The organism is Candidatus Alcyoniella australis (assembly GCA_030765605.1).
In the GTDB taxonomy this organism is placed as follows: Bacteria; Lernaellota; Lernaellaia; order JAVCCG01; family Alcyoniellaceae; genus Alcyoniella; species Alcyoniella australis.
In genome coordinates, this window is sequence record JAVCCG010000059.1 from 17,033 (window position 1) to 33,916 (window position 16,884).

The window sequence follows — 16,884 nt, forward strand, 5'->3', positions numbered from 1 at the left end:
ACATTAGTTCGCGGGCATTATCCAATCAAATCAGCCTGCTTACCACGGTCCTGCTCCGGCTCTTGAACCGGCGTCCGGGTCGTAGAAACCAAGGCCGGAGGGCCGCACAGCTCAGAGGCCGGCCCTCAACATGCGGCAGGTAAAGTGGAAAACGCTGCCCTGGCCCGGATTGCTCTCGAGCCAGATGGCGCCGCCCATCAACTGCACCAGTTCGCGAGCGATCGTCAGGCCGATCCCCGTGCCCTCGTATTCGCGGGTCATCGAATCGTCGACCTGATAAAAGGATTGGAAAATGTATTCGTGCTGGTCCTGCGCGATGCCGATCCCCGTATCGCGCACGCTGAAGTGCAGTTCCTGCTTGCCATCGTCGACCCCGCCGAGCCGGACCTCGACATCCACCGAACCCCTGGAGGTGAATTTGATCGCGTTGTCCACGAGGTTGTTGAGCACCCGTTCGACGAACAACGGATCGCCGTGAACCAGGTGCGGTACGTCCGCGCCGATCGAGCTGCTGAAGTCCAATCCCTTGATCCGCGCCCGCATCTCGAACCCCTTGAACAGTCGATGGAGCACATTGATCAGTTCGAAGTCGATCGGCTTGGGCTCGATCCTGCCGGCCTCGAAGCTGGCCATGTCGAGCACCCGTTCGGTCATATCCAGCAGGGTCTCGCCGTTAATTTTGATCTGATCCAGATATTTTTGCCGATCCTCGGCCGGCATCGCGGGCATCATCGCCAGCAGCGAGCTGAAGCCGATGATCGCGTTGAGCGGAGTGCGGAACTCGTGGCTCATGTTGCCCAGGAAACGCCCCTTGAGCAGTTCGGCCTCCTGCGCTTTGCGCAACGAATTTTGCAGCTCCTGCCCGGCCCGTTTGAGCTTCGTAATGTCGTGGGAGAAAATCGCCACCCTGCCGACCGCGCCGTGCGCGTCCATCACCGGATAGAAGGTGTTTTCGAACGTGCCGCAAGGGCCGTTTTCCTCGATGACCTGCGGTTCGCCGCTCGAGAGCGCCTTGTTCACCATTTTGCGTCTGCCCTTTGCGACCTCGCCGTGCAACAGTTCGTATAGCGATAAACCGGCTAGCTCCTCGCCGGGATGCTCCACGTGGGCGGCAAAGACCTTGTTGTGGGCGATGATCCGACCGTCGGCGTCGATCAACAGCGCCTGCTCGGAGGTGGCGTTGATCAGCGTCCGAGCGATCTGTTCACTCTGCCTAAGTTCATCGGAAACCCGCCTGCGCTCGCTGATGTCGCGGGTCATTCCCAGCACGCCCACCGGCTCGCCCAGAGCGTTGCGCAGGAAAGTATTGCGCGACTCGATCCACACGTGGTTGCCGTCGCTCTTGATCGCCTCGGCCTCGATTACCGTCGGCTCGCCGATCCGCCTCTGGCCGCCGCGCTCCCGCTCCATCTCCGCACGCTGCTTCTCCATTACGAATTCGAAGGATTCGGCGGTCAGCAGATCGGCCATCGAGATCTCTATCGCCTCCTCGGGCGTGTAGCCGACCAGCTTGCTGATCGAGGGGCTGACGTAGGTAAATTTAAGGTCCAAATTGGTGGTCCAAATCACGTCGGTCACGTTGTCGGCAAGCAAACGGTAGCGTTTCTCGCTGGCGCGGATTGATTGCTCGGCGTTTTTAAGTACCGTGACGTCGCGCGCCACAGCCTGGAATCCCTTGATGCGGCCTTCGACCATCGTCAGCTGTACGTTCTGGCCGATCCACATCTCGCGTCCGTCCTTGGTCAGGATCGGGAATTCGTAGTAGGTCGTGGAAATGCGCTTGCGTAACTGTCGCCGGTAGAATTGGTCGGTCTGCTTGCGCGCATCGGACCGCACCAGGTCGAGGTAGTTCTTGCCGATCAGCTCGTCCAGGGCGTAGCCGGTCAGGCGCTCGGAAACCTTGTTGACGTAGGTGAAGCGGCCCCACTCGTCGGTCTGGTAGATGATGTCCTGTAGGCTCTCGACCAGTCCGCGGTAGCGGTCCTCGCTCTCGCGCAGGGCCTCCTCGGTCCGGCGGCGGTCGGTGACGTCGATCAGTTGCGCGATATATCCCCCCTCGAACGCTGAAATGCGCAGGTCGACCAGCTTAGTCGATCCGTCTCGGCAGGCGATGTTGCATTCGACCCGCTCTTTGCTGCCGCCCTCGAGCAGCTGCTGAACCTTGCCGACCACCCAATTGCGGTAGGCCTCGTCCGGGTAGAGCTTGGCGTTCCAATCCTCGACGTCGACGAGCTCCTCGCACTTATAGCCAGTGAGCTCGCAATGGGCCGGGTTGCAGGAGATGACTCTGCCGTCCTGGGCCGCCACAACCGTGGGGATCGGGCTTTGCGAGACCGCAGCCACCAGCTGCTCCTCTTGCTGCCGCCGCTCGGTGACGTCCTCGGTATGGACCATCACCATATCCGGCGGCACCTTGGCGTAGATTACCGACAGCCGCCGGGTCAGTCCGGTCGATTTATAGGTATATTCCATCTCGCGCTTGATCGTACGGTTCTGGGCGAGGCAGGCGTGCATCTCCCGCACCAGCTCGGGCAGATCCTCGTAGAGCTTGTCGGCGGTGATTCCGATGTACTCGGCGATCTTGCCCTGCGTCGCCTCACGGGCGGCCTCGTTGAAGTCGGTCAGCACGAACTCATCGCCGGCCCAGCGCCAGGTGAAGGTGGGCAGGGGCAGCGAATTGTAGATCCGCCGCATCCGCTGTTCGTTGAGCCGCAGCTGTTCCCGGGCCTGTTTCTGCTCGGTGATGTCGCGCACCGTGGCCTGCACCACTTTACCGTCGCGTAGCGTCAGCGCGGTCAACCAGACCTCGGCGTCGAAAATCTCGCCGTTTTTTCGCTGGTGGGTCCACTCGAACTTGGCCTGTCCTTTTTCCCGGGCCTGCTCGATGTACAAGTTGGCCGCGGTCAACGAATCACGGCCGTCCGGCTGCCTGGGCGGCGAGATCTGCCAGGGAAGCAGCCCGATGAACTGCTGTTTGTCCTCGAATTCGAACATCGCCAGCGTCGCCGGATTGGCGTCGATGAACTCGGCCCGGCTCAGCAGCATGATCGCGTCGCTGGAATACTTGAAAAGTGCGCGGTAGCGCTCCTCGCTTTCGCTCAACTCCTGCTGTGCCCGCTGTTGTTCGGTGACGTCGCGGGCGTTAATCACCAGCCCGCGCACCTGCGGGTTGTCGAGCATGTTTTGCAGCCGGCCGTCGAGGTGAATCGTCGAGCCATCCTTGTGGATGAAGCTCAGCTGCACGGGACTCTGGGCTCCGGGCGTCTCAAGCAACCCCTCAAAAATTTTGATCGCCCGCGGCAGATCGTCGGGGTGCATGAAATCGAATACCTTGAGCCCGACCAGCTCCGCCGGCTCGTAGCCGGTGATGCGCTTGATCGACGCGCTCTCAAAACGGATTGTGCCGTCGGCGTCGATGATCGTGATCAGGTCGGAGATATTCTCGATCAGCGTGCGGAAGTAATCCTCGCTGCGACGCATCCCCTCCTCGGCCCGCCTACGTTCGGTGATGTCGCGCGTTACGCCGAGCAGGCCCACCGGCATGCCCTGATCGTCGAGCAGGAAACTGACCTTGAGCTCGACCCAGACCGTGCCGCCGTTCCGGCACAACTGTTCCAGCTCGAGCACCCGCGAGATGAACGGCTCAACCCCTTTTTCCATGACCCTTTCCAGGGCCTCTTCCAACGCGTCGAGCGCGATGCGCTTGGATCCGGGCGTGAAGCGTTCGTCAAGGGTCTGCTCCAGAGCCTGCTCCACCGGGAACCCGCGCAGCTGCTCCACCGACGGGCTGATGTAGGTTATGTTCAGATCGAGGTCCGAGGTCCAGATCACGTCCCGCACGTTGAGCGCCAACAACCGATACAGCTCCTCGGTCTCCTTTAAGGTGGCGCGCACGCGCTTATGCTCGCTGACGTCGGTGACTCCGATCAGCATCGTGGGCCGTTGCTGACCGGGGATGATGCTGCCGGTCAGCTCCACTGGAAAACGCGAGCCGTCGGCATGCACGGCCACGGTCTCGAACAAGCCCATCTCGCGCTCGCCGGACATGTAGCGCTCGTAAGCCTCGAGCATCCGCGGCGCATCTTCAGTATCGATGTAGTCGTCGAAGAACGAACCGATCATCTGTTCCTGGGAATGGCCGATCATCTTGGCCAACTCGGTATTGGCGTAGACGATTTTGCGGTCGCGTAAAAAACAGACGCCGTATGTCGACGACTCGGCCAAAGTAGTGTAGGCGCTGTCGGCGAATCCCAGTTCGAGTTCGATCCCTTTGCGTTTGCTGATGTCCCGCGCCAGGCTGATTATCGTGCCGGACTCGTCCCCGTCGTGATCGATGAGGATCAAAGACCAGTCGACCCAGATCTCGACCCCGGCCTTTGACGCGTGCAGAGCATCGCCGCGCCAGCCGCCCTGAGACTTGACCGTCGCGAGAATCTCCTGCAGGGACGGCGAGCCGTCCTTGAGCGAGATCAGCTCGAACAGCAATTTTCCTCGGGCCCGGTCAGCGGGTATTTGATAGATGCGATGGGCGGCGGCGTTCCAACCGATTACGCGCAGGTCGGCATCAACTGTTGCAGCCGCATCATCGAGCAGCTCCAATGCCTGGATAACCGACGCATCGTTCACCCCTGACAGCCCCCCGCAAGTAAAGTTTTACTTTTAATATTAACCATTTCTATCAGTATTTATTTTTAATTATCCGCCAGTTGCGCACGGAAATCAAGATCACGGCGTTTTGCCCGTTTGAAGCTTCCGGGACTGAGTGAGGTAATAAATAATGTTGGATAACATTATTTGGTAAGCTTCCGCCCGTCCACGCATAGGAGAGCGTGGCAAGGTTTCAGACTCTTGATCTTTACCTTCCCCTTCCCAATCTTCCATCGCGGAAAGCATCGTTGAACTAAGAGCATGGTACGCTCGCGTGTTTTGTGCCAGCTCCAAGCTACCGCGTGTTTTGCGCTGCAAACACGGCTGTTGATTGACAGTTCTTCGAGCGCTATTGCACAATCAATCGGCTACATCGCAACTTTTCAGTGCAGGGGAAAAAATGCTTGATTGGCGTAGGGCCCGGGTCTTCCTAGCGGCGATGCTCGTCGTATCGCTGCTGTTCGCCGGATGCGCGTCGGACAACGACGATGACGACGATGATCTGAACGATGACGACGACGCAGATGACGACGATCTGGACGACGACGATTCACACGACGGCCCGGCCAACGACCCGGCCTCCACGATCTTCCCCAACCCCCAGGCGCGGGCCGATGCCTTTGGGCTGTTCTACCGCGAGCGCAGCCTGCGCGCGCTGCTGGCGCTCAACCGCTTCGGCCTGTCCGGCGACGCGGTGTTCGCCGAGGCCAATGGCAAGAACTACTACGCCAAGGACGGCGACGCGTACGAGGTCGTGCCCGGACCCAACGACAACAACCCGTTCGGCATGATCACCTACACCACCTGGGAGCTTTACCAATCGCTAGGCGGCCGCGAGCTGGAACTGACATTGATCCGGCTATTCGAGGGGCTGCTGTTCGCCGAGCAGGTCTCGGGCCATTGGGGCCTGACCAACCGCGAGGCGCTGCCGGGCTGGACGCGGGTGATGGACGGCGTCAACGACGAGGTGCTGCGCACGCGCAACGGCGAAGATTTCGACACACCGGTCCCCTACCCGGCGGCGCTCGAGCAAGAGGTGCTCGACACGTTCTTCGAGGGCGTGCACTTCACCTATCGTGAGAATCCCGAGGAGTACTACTTCAACTTCAAGCCGATCAACGAGTTCACGTCGTTCGCCCACAAGTTCGTGTTCCACGAGCTGCCGATGTTCCTACGCGCCTCCGACTGCTGCTCATCGTTGATGAAGACCCCCGAGGGCTATTTGTGGGAGGGGGCGTTTTGGGGCAACCACAACTCGCGCGACAACTTCACCGACTACGCCATGGGCTATCTGGCGGCGATGGAGGCGGTGAACACGCCCGGGCTGCCCGACGATCTGGCCCAGGCCGCTCAACACGCGCTGGACGCAGGCACGCGCACCTGCAATCGGATCGTCGAGGCCGGGATGGTCCAGCTCACCGTGGACGAGCACCACGACTACGACTTCCTGATCCCCGGCGGATTCAACCGTCCCGACGGCCATCGCGAGATCGAGTGGCAGGACCTGGGCTCGCTGGCCTCGTGCACGATGGTCTTCACCGCCCAGGCGATCAGCGGCAACGGCCTGAGCCACCCGGTGCCCCCGCTGCCGATGCCCGGCGACCCGGTCTCCCAGGCGCTGCAGCATCTGTTCAATCTGCTCGGTATTCCGGCCCTGGCGCCGATTCCCGAGTGCGTGACCGTGGACGACGCGTTCATCGGCTTCACCTGGAAGGGGCTGCTCGAGGCCGAGGTGCTGGGCATGCCCTGGTACGAATTCGCCGAGCTGATCTCGCTGATCAATCCCGAGCTTTTGACCGACCTGATCGGCTCCACGGCCGACGACTTTCAGGAGCTGATGCTCGGCGCGGTCTGCCTGTGCTACTTCTCGCAGATCTCGGGCGACGAAAAGCTCTACCTGCAATCGCGCGACACCCTGGCCCACCTGGTCGAGGTGACCTACATCCTCACCGACCTGGTCTACGGCGTTAAATCCAATGCGGAGCTCGACCAGCGCGTGGTCGCTGCAATGGGTCAAAAGGCGGCGGACGAGAAATACTCGCGCGCCGAGGAGCTGTACTACCTGGCCACACTCTGGGGCCGGATGTTCAACATCGACACCGACTTTGAACACCTCGGCGGCTTTGCCATCGCCAATTCGCGCATCGCCTCGGTCGAGGCGCACCTGAGCTACGGCGACACCGCGCCCAAACCGCTGATGACCGACCAACAGATGTGGGACACGATGCTCGATTCCGAGACCGGCTACCTGTGGAACCGGGAGCCCTGGATACAGGAGCGCTACCTCGAGCGCTTCGGCTACACCGTGCCCGTGCGCCGCGCTGGCGAGGGCTACGAGGCGATCGGCATCGACGGCCAGTGGCAGGCCACTGAAAACGACCGTCATCGTTGGTTCGGCCCGGGCAAGCTGTGGTACGAGGCGCCGCTGTGCGCAATGGACGTCAACCACACACTGGACTGCTACTGGGCGGCCCTGGGCTGTGCACCGGCCGACCTGGACAACAGCGGAACCGCGGACGGAGACGACTTGATTCTGTTCGAGGCGGCCTGGGCCCAGTACGGCAACGGCGCGCAGTGCTCGTCATCCAACGACTGGTGCGATCACGCGGACCTCGATCAAAACGGCGTGCTCGACGCCGACGACCAGGGCTATATCCAGGCCGCCCAGGGCTGCGTCAGGTAGAGCAAAGCGCCTTTTCAACAAGCGTCGTGGCCTTGCGGCGCATTCGCGGACCCTGCGTCGGATCCAAGCGTACATCCCGCTCCAACCTCTCTTGCGGTTGCAGCATCATCTGCTCGACCCCGACTCTGCGCGGACTGAAACCGTTGACCTTCGCGTCTTGCTTGGGATAGCCAAACGAGATGGCGCAGGCCAGCAGCATGTAGTCCGGCACGTCGAAACAGCTACGCACCAAGTCGGGATACGCGGCCAGCGAGGTCTGGGCCACGCTGCCCAGGCCGTGGCTGTGGGCCGCGAGCATAAAGGTCTGCATCCAAATTCCCAGGTCCAATGCGGCGTAGGCGCCCAGCTCGCGGTCGCTGAACAGGAACAACACTGCCGGTGCGTCGAACCCGCGGTAGTTGTGCAAAAACTGCCGCTGCCGCGACTCGTGGTCTTCGCGTCCGATTCCCAGGGTTTTGTACAGGCCGAAACCCGCCTCGCGCTGACGTTGGCTGTAGCGCTCCGGGTAGCGGATCGACCACGGGATCTCGTGGGCGTTGGGCTCGCTTTGCGCCGAGCGCACCAGCTGCACGCGCAGAGCGTCCCAGGTCTCGCCCGTGGCCAGCGCCAGGCGGTAGGGCTGGATGTTGCAGGCGCTGGGGGCTTGCAGCGAAATCTCGATGATCCGCTCGATCAGTTCAGGCTGGACTTGGCGTGGATCAAAGGCGCGCACACTGCTGCGGCTGCGGATCGCATCGAGTGTTTTCATTTTGAATCTCCCTTATCTCTATCCTGCGATCGGACAAAAAAAAGCCCGCCGGCTGTCTGCCGGCGGGCTGTACGTGCAATTGCTTTATCAGTGCGAACTACACGGACCCGCCTCCCGAGGCGATAATAATGATCGCGCTTGGGGGGCCGAACTTATCGGCCGAGGTGGTGATCCGGGTTGTTCTCATTGATTTCCTTCAAATCACGAACGGTTTTTCCGTCCTTTTGATATTCGTTAACACGCTGCGTCATAAACTGTCAAGCGGCTTGTCGGACATTCACGGCCCCGCTCCGATCAAGTTCCCTATGAGTCAGCTCATACCGTCGCTTGGCCGCGAAATTGATAATGGCGATCGAAAACAACCCGGCGCGAGGCGCAGATGACAAAGTTAATATCGCAACACTACCTGCTGTTGACCGGCTTGGTGCTGATCGTTGCGCTTGTAGCGGCGGCCTTTGCCGGAATCGAGGATCAACGGCCGCAAGGGCTGAACCTGGAACACGAGGCAACTATGGACTCACAGGCCAATTCGCGGGGCTCGGCGGAACTTCCGCCCATCGACCAATCGCGACCGCAGAACACTCAGATCGCCACCTTCGCCCTCGGCTGATTTTGGGGACCCGACTCCCGGTTCGGGAGTGAGGCAGGCGTAATCAGCACGCGGGTGGGCTATGCCGGCGGCTCCAAGGCCGATCCGACGTATCGCAGCCTGGGCGATCATACCGAGTCGATCCAGATCGAGTTCGACCCACAGCGCATCAGCTTTGACGAGCTGTTGCAGATCTTCTGGTCGATGCACAATCCAACCAGCCGCTCGTGGTTTACTCAGTACAAGACGATTCTGTTCGTACAAAACGACGAGCAGTTCGCCGCGGCCCAACGTTCCAAGGCCGCGCTGGAGGAGGCTCTGGGCCACAAGGTACGCACCGAAATTCGCCAGCTCGATCGCTTTTATCAGGCCGAGGATTATCACCAGAAATACAAGCTGCAACAGGACAGCGCGTTGATGGGTCAGATCAGCGACAAGTACCAGACCGTTCAGCAGTTCGTCGACTCGACCTTGGCTGCGCGACTCAACGGCTACGTGGGCGGCAACGGTTCGACCGTAACCGCGCAGCGCGAGATCGAGCTCTACGACCTATCTCCGGCAGCCCGTGCGCGGCTCGAGTCGATCTTGGGAATGCAGATCGCGCCGCAGCCCAACGTCTGTCCGGTAAGCGGCGTGGGCCACTAACGCCTAACCCTGGGCGTCGAGCTCGCGGCAGACCGCGCAGCCCAGGTTCGCGGTCTTGGCTACCAGCGCGTAGTCGACTCCGTCGGGCGTATCGGCCATCTCGTGGTAGTTCGGCGGCATGCCCTGCTCGTCCAATGCGATCAGGCACAGCGCCTGATGGCCGTGCTGCACGGGCACTGCCGAGTCGGTGCCGGCCATCAGCGAGACCAGCTCCAACTCGCCGTACCCCTCGCGCCTGGCCACGTGGCGCGCCAGACCGTTAAGCTCCGATCGGTAGTACAGCGTGCCGAGCAAGCCCTCGCTGGTTACGGCCCGCAGCTCGCCGCCGCCCACTGACTCGAGGTTGATAAAGTAGGTCGGTCGCGCTGCGATCATCTCGCGCTGTTGGCGCATGAACGCCCGCATGCCCAGCAACCCGGCCTCCTCCGCGCCCGTGGCCGCCACGTAGACGTTGCAGTTTTTGGGCATCGCGCTGCCCAACTCGCGGGCCGCCAGCAGCATCGCGGCCACTCCCGAGGCGTTGTCGATGGCGCCGGGCACGTAGGGCGATAGCGACCACTGCACGCAGACCAACATCGTCAGTCCGCAGGCCGCGGCAGCCGCGCCCTGGATCGCGTCGGGCAGCCAGCCCGAGGCGTTGAACAGCCGCATCAGCACCATTGCCAATCCAGCGCCGAGCATGATCGTCGGGATGTACAGCGGTCCGTGCGGACGACTGTTTTGGGCGTTGAGCTTGGCGAACAACCGCTTGACCCGTGGGTGAAACATCAACCCGGATTGTGCCGCGTCGATGTGCGCGCTGAGCACCAGGTTGATCGTGGGGTTCTCGACCTCGCGCGCGCCGACCACGTTGCGCGAGCTCCCCGAACTCAGCAGTCGCGTCAACAGATCCGAGCGGTAGTCGTTGAGCTTGAGCACCAGCAGCAGCGCCGCGCCGCCGATCAACAGCCCGATCAGCGGATATTCAAACCCCAGCAGCAGGCCGACCAAACCCAGGGCGAACACACCGATCGCCAAGGACCCGAAACGCGCCGGCGCGCGAAACTCGTGTTCGCTGACCTCGTAGCCCAGGGCGTCCAGTTCATCCGCAACCAGCTTGGCCGCTTCGCGCTCGCCGCGCAGGGTCGCGCCGCGCCGCGGAATCCTCGCCAGCGACTCGACGATCCGGCGGACGTATTGCTCGGGCTTGATCATCTTTGACCTCGGTCTATCAATCGAATAGCTCGTCGGACAAACCCAAGTCCAGGCGATAGTCGCTAAACACGTTGCGCGTAAAAGTCTTGCGCTTCATCAGCACCATTTTAACCACGCCCTCGATGGTCATCTGCGAGGGCAGCCAGACGTCGGGCCGCACCTGGCTGAAGTCCATCGAGAACTTCATCCGATTGGTCTGCACCAGACGGTTGATCACCTCGCCCTCGATCCTGCGCAGCATGCAAGTATCCGGGTCGAGGAACAGCCGTCCCTGTTGCAGCTCGGTCTTTTTAGGTTGCAGACTGCGAAACTTCAAGACTTCGAATTGCTCGCCCGCGCGCGTCTTGATCCCCGGCGCCTCGTAGGCGAACTGCTGCTCGGCCCCAATCCGGAACAGCTCCAGATCGCCCACCGACAGGCTGTTGTCCAGACCGAGGCGCTCGAAAATGAAGTCCTTCTTCTGCGCTGGTTCGTCGTTCATCGTGCCCGAGATAAAGACCTCGCGCCGCATATTCGGCGGCTTGAAGTAGACGCGCTTGACCAACACGTTGTGCCGCTCCAGCTCGCCGTTAAGGTGCCAGACCTTACGATCGGAGGTCATGGTGCACTGGTAGTCGGAGTACGCGGCCTGATTGCGCTGCCACTGCTGCCGCGCGCATTGGAACAACGTCGAGGCGTCGGCCGCCTGCAGCGGTTCGGCCATCGACCATAAGATAATGGCCGCTGCCAGGCACAGTACGCTCAGGGCTAATATCGACCTGCTGCTCATCCATTTCCTCCGAACGTCGATGAATGCCACAGGCTACCCTTCGGCCGCCGACCGGGGCAAGTTTGAAACCCGCTGTGCAAAACCGTACCAATCGGTTATCATCTATTCGATCTTCAGGGTCACCCGCCCTTGAGCCCATTCATCCGCATTCCACCGGCAATCGTCGCGCTGTTTTCAGTAGGAGGTGCGAGGATGAACCTGTTTGATAAGGCAAAAATTCTGGTGCACATCGCCAGGTGGCGCGCCACCTGGAGCAGACGCGATCTGAACTACGTGCCCAAGAAGCTTAAGCAGCAGAATCCCAAGTTCGTCAACGCCTGGGAAGCGGTAAAGATGATCCCGGACGACGCCTGCTGCTTCTCCTCGGGCATGGCGGGCAACACCCGCTGCTCGGTCTTTTTCTACGGCATTCGCGAGCTCAATGAGCTGACCGGCCATCCGCGGAATTTGACCTGGATTACCGTCGGCGCCCAGGGCAGCCGCGGCCGCGTACCCGGAACCCTCGAGGAGCTGGACAAACCGGGACTGGTCACACAGTTCATCGGCGGCCACGTCGAGACTGTTAAGACCCTCCTGCGGCTGGCCGACAAAGGGCAGATCGAGATCCACACCATGCCCCAGGGCGTGCAGTCCTATCTGGTGGAGAACCAAGGTAAGGGCGTGTACCACGTGGACAGCGACACCGGCGTGGGCACGTTCATCGATCCGCGCGTGGGCACCGGCACCGCGATTTTGCCCGGCACCACCGATCGTTGCTACGTCGAACCGCACGGCGACAAGCTGCGCTACACCATGCCCAAGATCGACGTGGCGATGTTTACCGCGACCTACGCCGATTCCGAGGGCAACCTTTACAACAAGTACGCGCCGATGGTCACCGAGTCGTACGACTCGGCCCTGGCCGCCCGCCGCAACGGCGGACTGGTGCTGGCCGCCGTGTCGGACATCATCGAAAAAGACGAGCAGAATATTTTTTTACGCGCCGATCAGGTCGACGCGATCATCGTCAATCCCTACAACGAGCAGACCGGCTCGGTCCCCCAGCGCCGCTATTGGCCGATGTTCACCGTCGAACACAAGGTCGACTTCCAGGAGGCGGTGGAGACGCTCAAGTTCGCCAACGGCGTGCTGAAGATCACGCCGGTGCGCAACGATGTGGACAACGCCTTGGCCCGGGTCGGCGCCACGATGTTCACCGGGCTGACCAAGCCCGGCGAATACGTCAACCTCGGAGTCGGACTGCCCGAGGAGGTCTGCCGCTACGTGTACGAGGGCGGGCTGGTGCAGCAAATCCACCTGATTGTCGAGACCGGCGTGGTCGGCGGACTATCGGCCCCGGGGATCTTCTTCGGCGCGGCGATCAACCCCGAGCAAATTATGAACTCGTCCAAGGTCTTCCACCTCTGCGACGACAAGCTCGACCTGACGATCCTCGGCCTGCTCGAGGCGGATTCCGATGGGAACGTCAACGTCTCGCGCCGCGGCGAAGGCGCAATCAACTACGTAGGCCCGGGCGGGTTCCCCGACCTGACCCGCGCGGCCAATAAAGTGCTGTTCGTCGGAACCTGGATGGCCCACGCCCAAATGGAAATCAGCGAGGGCAAGCTCAAGATCGTCAAACCCGGCGAGCACAAGTTCAAACAGCACGTCAGCGAAGTCACGTTCAACGGCAAACAGATGCTGGCCAAGGGCAAACAGATTTTCTACGTCACCAACGTCGGCGTGTTCCAGCTCACGCAGCAGGGCATGACCCTGATACAGCTGATGCCCGGCGTGGACGTCCAGCGCGACATCCTCGATTCCTGCACGATGAAGGTGATCATCCCGCCGGGCGAGATCCCGCTGATCAGCAACGAGATCGTCACCGGCCAAGGGTTCAAGCTCGCCTGGCAGGATTGATAACAGAGATTCGATTCCGGCACGTCGTGCCGCAGCCGACACAAACGTCGTTCGCACCGGCTTGGCCCGGTGCGGCGTGCCGCTCCAAAACACCACACCACCTCCCTACCTTTCTCTGGCAACCATCGGCGCGACAGGCTAACATTTGGCATTATCATCCGGAGGGTTTTGTGATGGATCGCAGAAGCTTCATCGTTAAGGGCGCAGCGGCCACGGCCGCGCTGGGTTCGCTTTCGCTCGTGGGCTGCGCCAAGCCCGCGCCGGTGCACGTGTTCCGGCCGCAATCGAACGAGCTGCTGGCGTTGGTCAACTGCCGGGTGATCGACGTCGAGGCCGGAGCGATCGTGCCCGATCGAGTGCTGCTGGTGCGCAACGGTCTGATCGAAGCGCTGGTCGATCCCTACGATGAACGCATTGCCACGGCGCGTCCGCTTGACTGCGGCGGATGCTACGCGATCCCCGGCCTGATCAACGCCCATTGCCACATCACCCAGCCGGGCATCGCCCACTTCAGCGTCTGGCAGACCTCCAAGGTGATGGAGCAGATCGAGCGTAATTACACCGACAGCCTGGCCTGGGGCGTGACCACGGTGCGCGACATGGGTTCGCTGCCCAAGGTGATGGCGCGCGACAAAATCAAGATCGACACCGACGAGCTGGCCGGCCCGCGAATTCTGACACCGATCGGGTTCCTCGCCGTGCCCGGCGGGTACCCCGACTTTGCCGAGAAGCTGCCGTGGATGGTGCGTGCGATGGTCGGACGGCCCTCGTTGTTGGCCAGCGATGCTGCCCAGGCGCGAGACCTGGTCAAGCGTTACCACGACCTGGGCGCGGACCTGATCAAAATCGCATTGGACCATCGTTCGCTGATGTGGGGGCACGGCGACCTCAACGTGTTCAGCGATGCGCAACTCGAGGCGATCCGCGACGAGTCGCTAAAACTCGGCCTGCCGCTGGCCGCGCATCACCTCTACGCCCAGGGCATGGAACGCGGCGTGCAATTCAGCGTCGATTCGCTGGAGCACGTGGCGGGCGACGTGGAGCTCAGCGACAAGCAGGTGGCACTGCTTGCCGAGTCGAAAGTTCCGTTCGTACCCACAGCCAGCGCCGGGATCAACAACGCCTACCGTTCGCAGGGCGATCCGTTCTCGGACGAGGAGGAGCTGCTCGACTTGCTGGCATGGCGCGACGAGCGCGTGCTGCCCGAGATCCCGCGCCACTGTGTGCCCAAGGTCGCGCAGCTGGTGGGCGATACGGTGGAGTACTATTCCAGCGAGGGCTACCGCGATCCCAAGCGCGAACTGCCCAGCTCGTTCAACCCACAAATTTACACGCGCCTGGTGGTCAACGGTGCGCGCAACCTGCGTCGGCTGTTCCGCGCGGGCGCGACCATCGGCGTGGGCAACGACTCGGGGATTCCGCTGACCTTCCCCGGCGCACTGCACCACGAGGTCGAGCTGCTTTGTAAAAACGGCATGCCGCCCTCCATCGCCCTGCGTGCGGCCACGGCGGTCAACGCCCGCATCTGCGGGATTGATAATCGTTGCGGCACCCTCGAGCCGGGCAAGTACGCCGACGTGGTGCTGCTCAAGCACGACCCGCTGGAAAACGCGGACGCGCTTAGCTCGGTCCAGGCGGTTTTCAAGGGCGGCAACCTGACCCACCTCGCCCCGGGCCTCGACCTGCAGCTGGGGTAATCCGGGTTGGGATGGGAAAGATTGTGAAGACAATATTTGAGTAAACGCGGGGGCACCTTTGAGGTGCCCGCATGGCACGCGAGCGGACCCTGGTTGTTATGCAACGCGCCACGCCGCGACCGCTGATTGATGATCGTAGTAAACAGATTGTCTCGATGCACAAAGGGTCTTTGAGACCGCGCTGAGCGAGCTGTCGCCCGGCTTCGAGCCGGGGGCGGGGTGGCACATTGGATTACGACCAGCGTACTACGCGAGTTTTGCTGCACCTCTAAGGTGCCCGGCTCAAAGCCGGGCGTTGACGAAGGATCGGGAATCTTTCAGGCTAGGCTCAATGCGTTTACTTGGTCGCTCCCTCGGACGCCGCAGTGTGGCGTTGCTCGGCGTGCTGCTGTTGCTGACATGCTGCGGGCTCTGGTCCTGGCTCAACTGGCAGTGGTCCAAGCTCGACCAGTTCCCCCTGCCGCCGGAGGAGGACTGCGCCAAGTACGTATTCAACGCCCACGACATTGCGGCCGAGCTGCTGCTGAACCAGCGACCGCTGGAGTTCCGGCAGCTGATCCACGCCTGGCGCAAATACCCGGTGCTCTCCTGGAACGTCTACGCCCTGCTGCCTGCGGCGCTGGTCACGGCCAAGGGGCCGGATCGACCCTCCGAGGTGCTGGCGATGGCGCCGTTTCTGGTGCTGCTGGTGTTGGGGGCCGCGGCCCTGGGCTGGGTCACGTTCGGCCCGGCCGAGGGGGTGCTCGCCGGGCTGATTGCGTTGTGCATCCCCGGGGTAATCGGGTTTTCGCGCGTTACGCATCTCGAGGTTCCGGCAATGGCGATCGCCGCCTGGATCCCCGCCGTGGCCTGGGCCGCGCGACGTCCGGGCAACTGGATGGGGGCCGCACTGCTTGGCCTATTGGCCGCCGCCGGGCTGTTCGTGCGCTACGAGTTCCCGATCTACGCCGTGCCCGCGCTTTTCGGCCCGGCGTTGTATTGGTTGTTGGCGCTGCGGCCCGGACGCGTCGAGGACACTCGCGGTCCGCTGCTGCGCGGCATGCTGCTCTCGCTGATGGCGGCCGGAATCGCGTTCGCCGTTGTAGCTCGGCTGTGGCTCGACGAGCTGCCGCGCGGCGCGTTGGAGATGATCAAGTACGGCTGGCGTTACGGCCCGGTGTTCTCGGAGTACAGCATTCGTCCCGAGTTCATCGGCCGCAAGCTGCTGATCGTGCCCAGCGAGCTGTACAACGTGTTTCTCGAGCCGACCCTGAGCAAGCTGGCGCTGCTGGGATTGGCGATTGCCTGGTTCAGACCCGGGGGCGACCGTCGAGCTGTGGCTCACGTGGCGCTGACCGCCCTGTCCGGCTTTGCGATGTTCAGCTACCTGGAGAATAAGGAGGCCCGTCGGCTGCTGCTGCTGGTCCCCGCGCTCTCGGTGCTGATCGCCGTGGGGCTCAACACACTGCGCCTGCGGCTGGGGTCGCTAAAGCCGCTGGCCACCCTGGCGATCTGCCTGCTGCTGGCCAACGTCGGCTGGCGCTGTTTTGAGCTGAGCTTCATCCCTCAGGCGGGCGAAGGTCGGCGGTTCCAGCTGGAAAAGGACGTGCCCAGTGTTCCGCGATCCGACCGGCCGGAGGTCACGAACGCGGCGGCGGCGCTGCTGAAATACGGCGACTGGCCCGCCCACTCGCGGGTCGGCGTGTTTGAGAGCGTGAACGTGCCGTTTTTACAGATACGAATGCGCACGCTCTACCGCGGGATGGACGTGTTCAGCGTGTTCCTCGACGAGCAGGCCGAGCAACCCGACGGCCAGCTGGCCGACCTGGTCGACCAGCGCCCCGAGCTGATGCTCGGGCCGGAGCGCGAGGTCTGCGGGCCGCAGACCAGGCGGACGATCTTTAGCAATATCGAGCCCGGCCGGCTCGACGAGCTGTGCGCGGCCCTGCCCCAATACCGCGCGGTCAACACCACCCACGACCGCGACGGCAAGCTGCTTTACGTGCTGCGGCGCGTGGATTGACGCCCTGGACG

Annotated in this window: 10 protein-coding genes and 1 pseudogene; 7 read left to right on the forward strand and 4 right to left on the reverse strand. The window is 62.3% G+C overall.

Annotated features, from left to right (window positions below):
- Window positions 1-111 precede the first annotated feature (111 nt).
- Window positions 112-4,626: a PAS domain S-box protein gene (locus P9M14_06345; GenBank protein ID MDP8255351.1), complete on the reverse strand. Its 4,515-nt coding sequence runs from the start codon at window positions 4,624-4,626 to the stop codon at window positions 112-114.
- Between the two features lie 421 nt (window positions 4,627-5,047).
- Here P9M14_06345 and P9M14_06350 point away from each other — a divergent pair, with 421 nt between their 5' ends.
- Entirely contained in the window at window positions 5,048-7,330 is a 2,283-nt protein-coding gene (locus P9M14_06350; GenBank protein ID MDP8255352.1) for a hypothetical protein, read from the forward strand.
- Here the strand turns inward: P9M14_06350 and P9M14_06355 are convergent.
- Complete coding sequence (locus P9M14_06355; GenBank protein MDP8255353.1) at window positions 7,323-8,078, reverse strand: nitroreductase; 756 nt, start codon at window positions 8,076-8,078, stop codon at window positions 7,323-7,325. The two genes, P9M14_06350 and P9M14_06355, sit on opposite strands and share 8 nt — an antisense overlap.
- Window positions 8,079-8,206: 128 nt before the next feature.
- Here P9M14_06355 and P9M14_06360 point away from each other — a divergent pair, with 128 nt between their 5' ends.
- The 3 genes and pseudogenes from P9M14_06360 (at window position 8,207) to P9M14_06370 (ending at window position 9,312) form a co-directional block, all read left to right on the forward strand.
- Window positions 8,207-8,461, forward strand: coding sequence for a hypothetical protein (locus tag P9M14_06360; GenBank protein MDP8255354.1), 255 nt, complete (start codon window positions 8,207-8,209; stop codon window positions 8,459-8,461).
- Window positions 8,458-8,688: a hypothetical protein gene (locus P9M14_06365; protein MDP8255355.1), complete on the forward strand. Its 231-nt coding sequence runs from the start codon at window positions 8,458-8,460 to the stop codon at window positions 8,686-8,688. Before P9M14_06360 ends, P9M14_06365 begins: the two co-directional genes overlap by 4 nt.
- 12 nt (window positions 8,689-8,700) lie before the next feature.
- A pseudogene (locus P9M14_06370) lies at window positions 8,701-9,312 on the forward strand (peptide-methionine (S)-S-oxide reductase).
- A 3-nt stretch (window positions 9,313-9,315) separates the two neighbouring features.
- On the opposite strand, the gene P9M14_06375 reads toward P9M14_06370, so the two are convergent.
- A complete protein-coding gene (locus P9M14_06375; GenBank protein MDP8255356.1) occupies window positions 9,316-10,506 on the reverse strand; it encodes a M28 family peptidase in 1,191 nt (396 codons plus the stop codon).
- A 16-nt stretch (window positions 10,507-10,522) separates the two neighbouring features.
- On the reverse strand, window positions 10,523-11,275 hold the full coding sequence (locus P9M14_06380; GenBank protein ID MDP8255357.1) for a hypothetical protein: 753 nt from the start codon (window positions 11,273-11,275) through the stop codon (window positions 10,523-10,525).
- Window positions 11,276-11,467: 192 nt separating this feature from the next.
- Here P9M14_06380 and P9M14_06385 point away from each other — a divergent pair, with 192 nt between their 5' ends.
- From P9M14_06385 to P9M14_06395, 3 genes are all read left to right on the forward strand, one after another.
- On the forward strand, window positions 11,468-13,174 hold the full coding sequence (locus P9M14_06385) for a hypothetical protein (GenBank protein ID MDP8255358.1): 1,707 nt from the start codon (window positions 11,468-11,470) through the stop codon (window positions 13,172-13,174).
- Between the two features lie 173 nt (window positions 13,175-13,347).
- Window positions 13,348-14,871: an amidohydrolase family protein gene (locus P9M14_06390; GenBank protein ID MDP8255359.1), complete on the forward strand. Its 1,524-nt coding sequence runs from the start codon at window positions 13,348-13,350 to the stop codon at window positions 14,869-14,871.
- A gap of 331 nt (window positions 14,872-15,202) precedes the next feature.
- On the forward strand, window positions 15,203-16,873 hold the full coding sequence (locus tag P9M14_06395) for a hypothetical protein (GenBank protein MDP8255360.1): 1,671 nt from the start codon (window positions 15,203-15,205) through the stop codon (window positions 16,871-16,873).
- Window positions 16,874-16,884 lie beyond the last annotated feature (11 nt).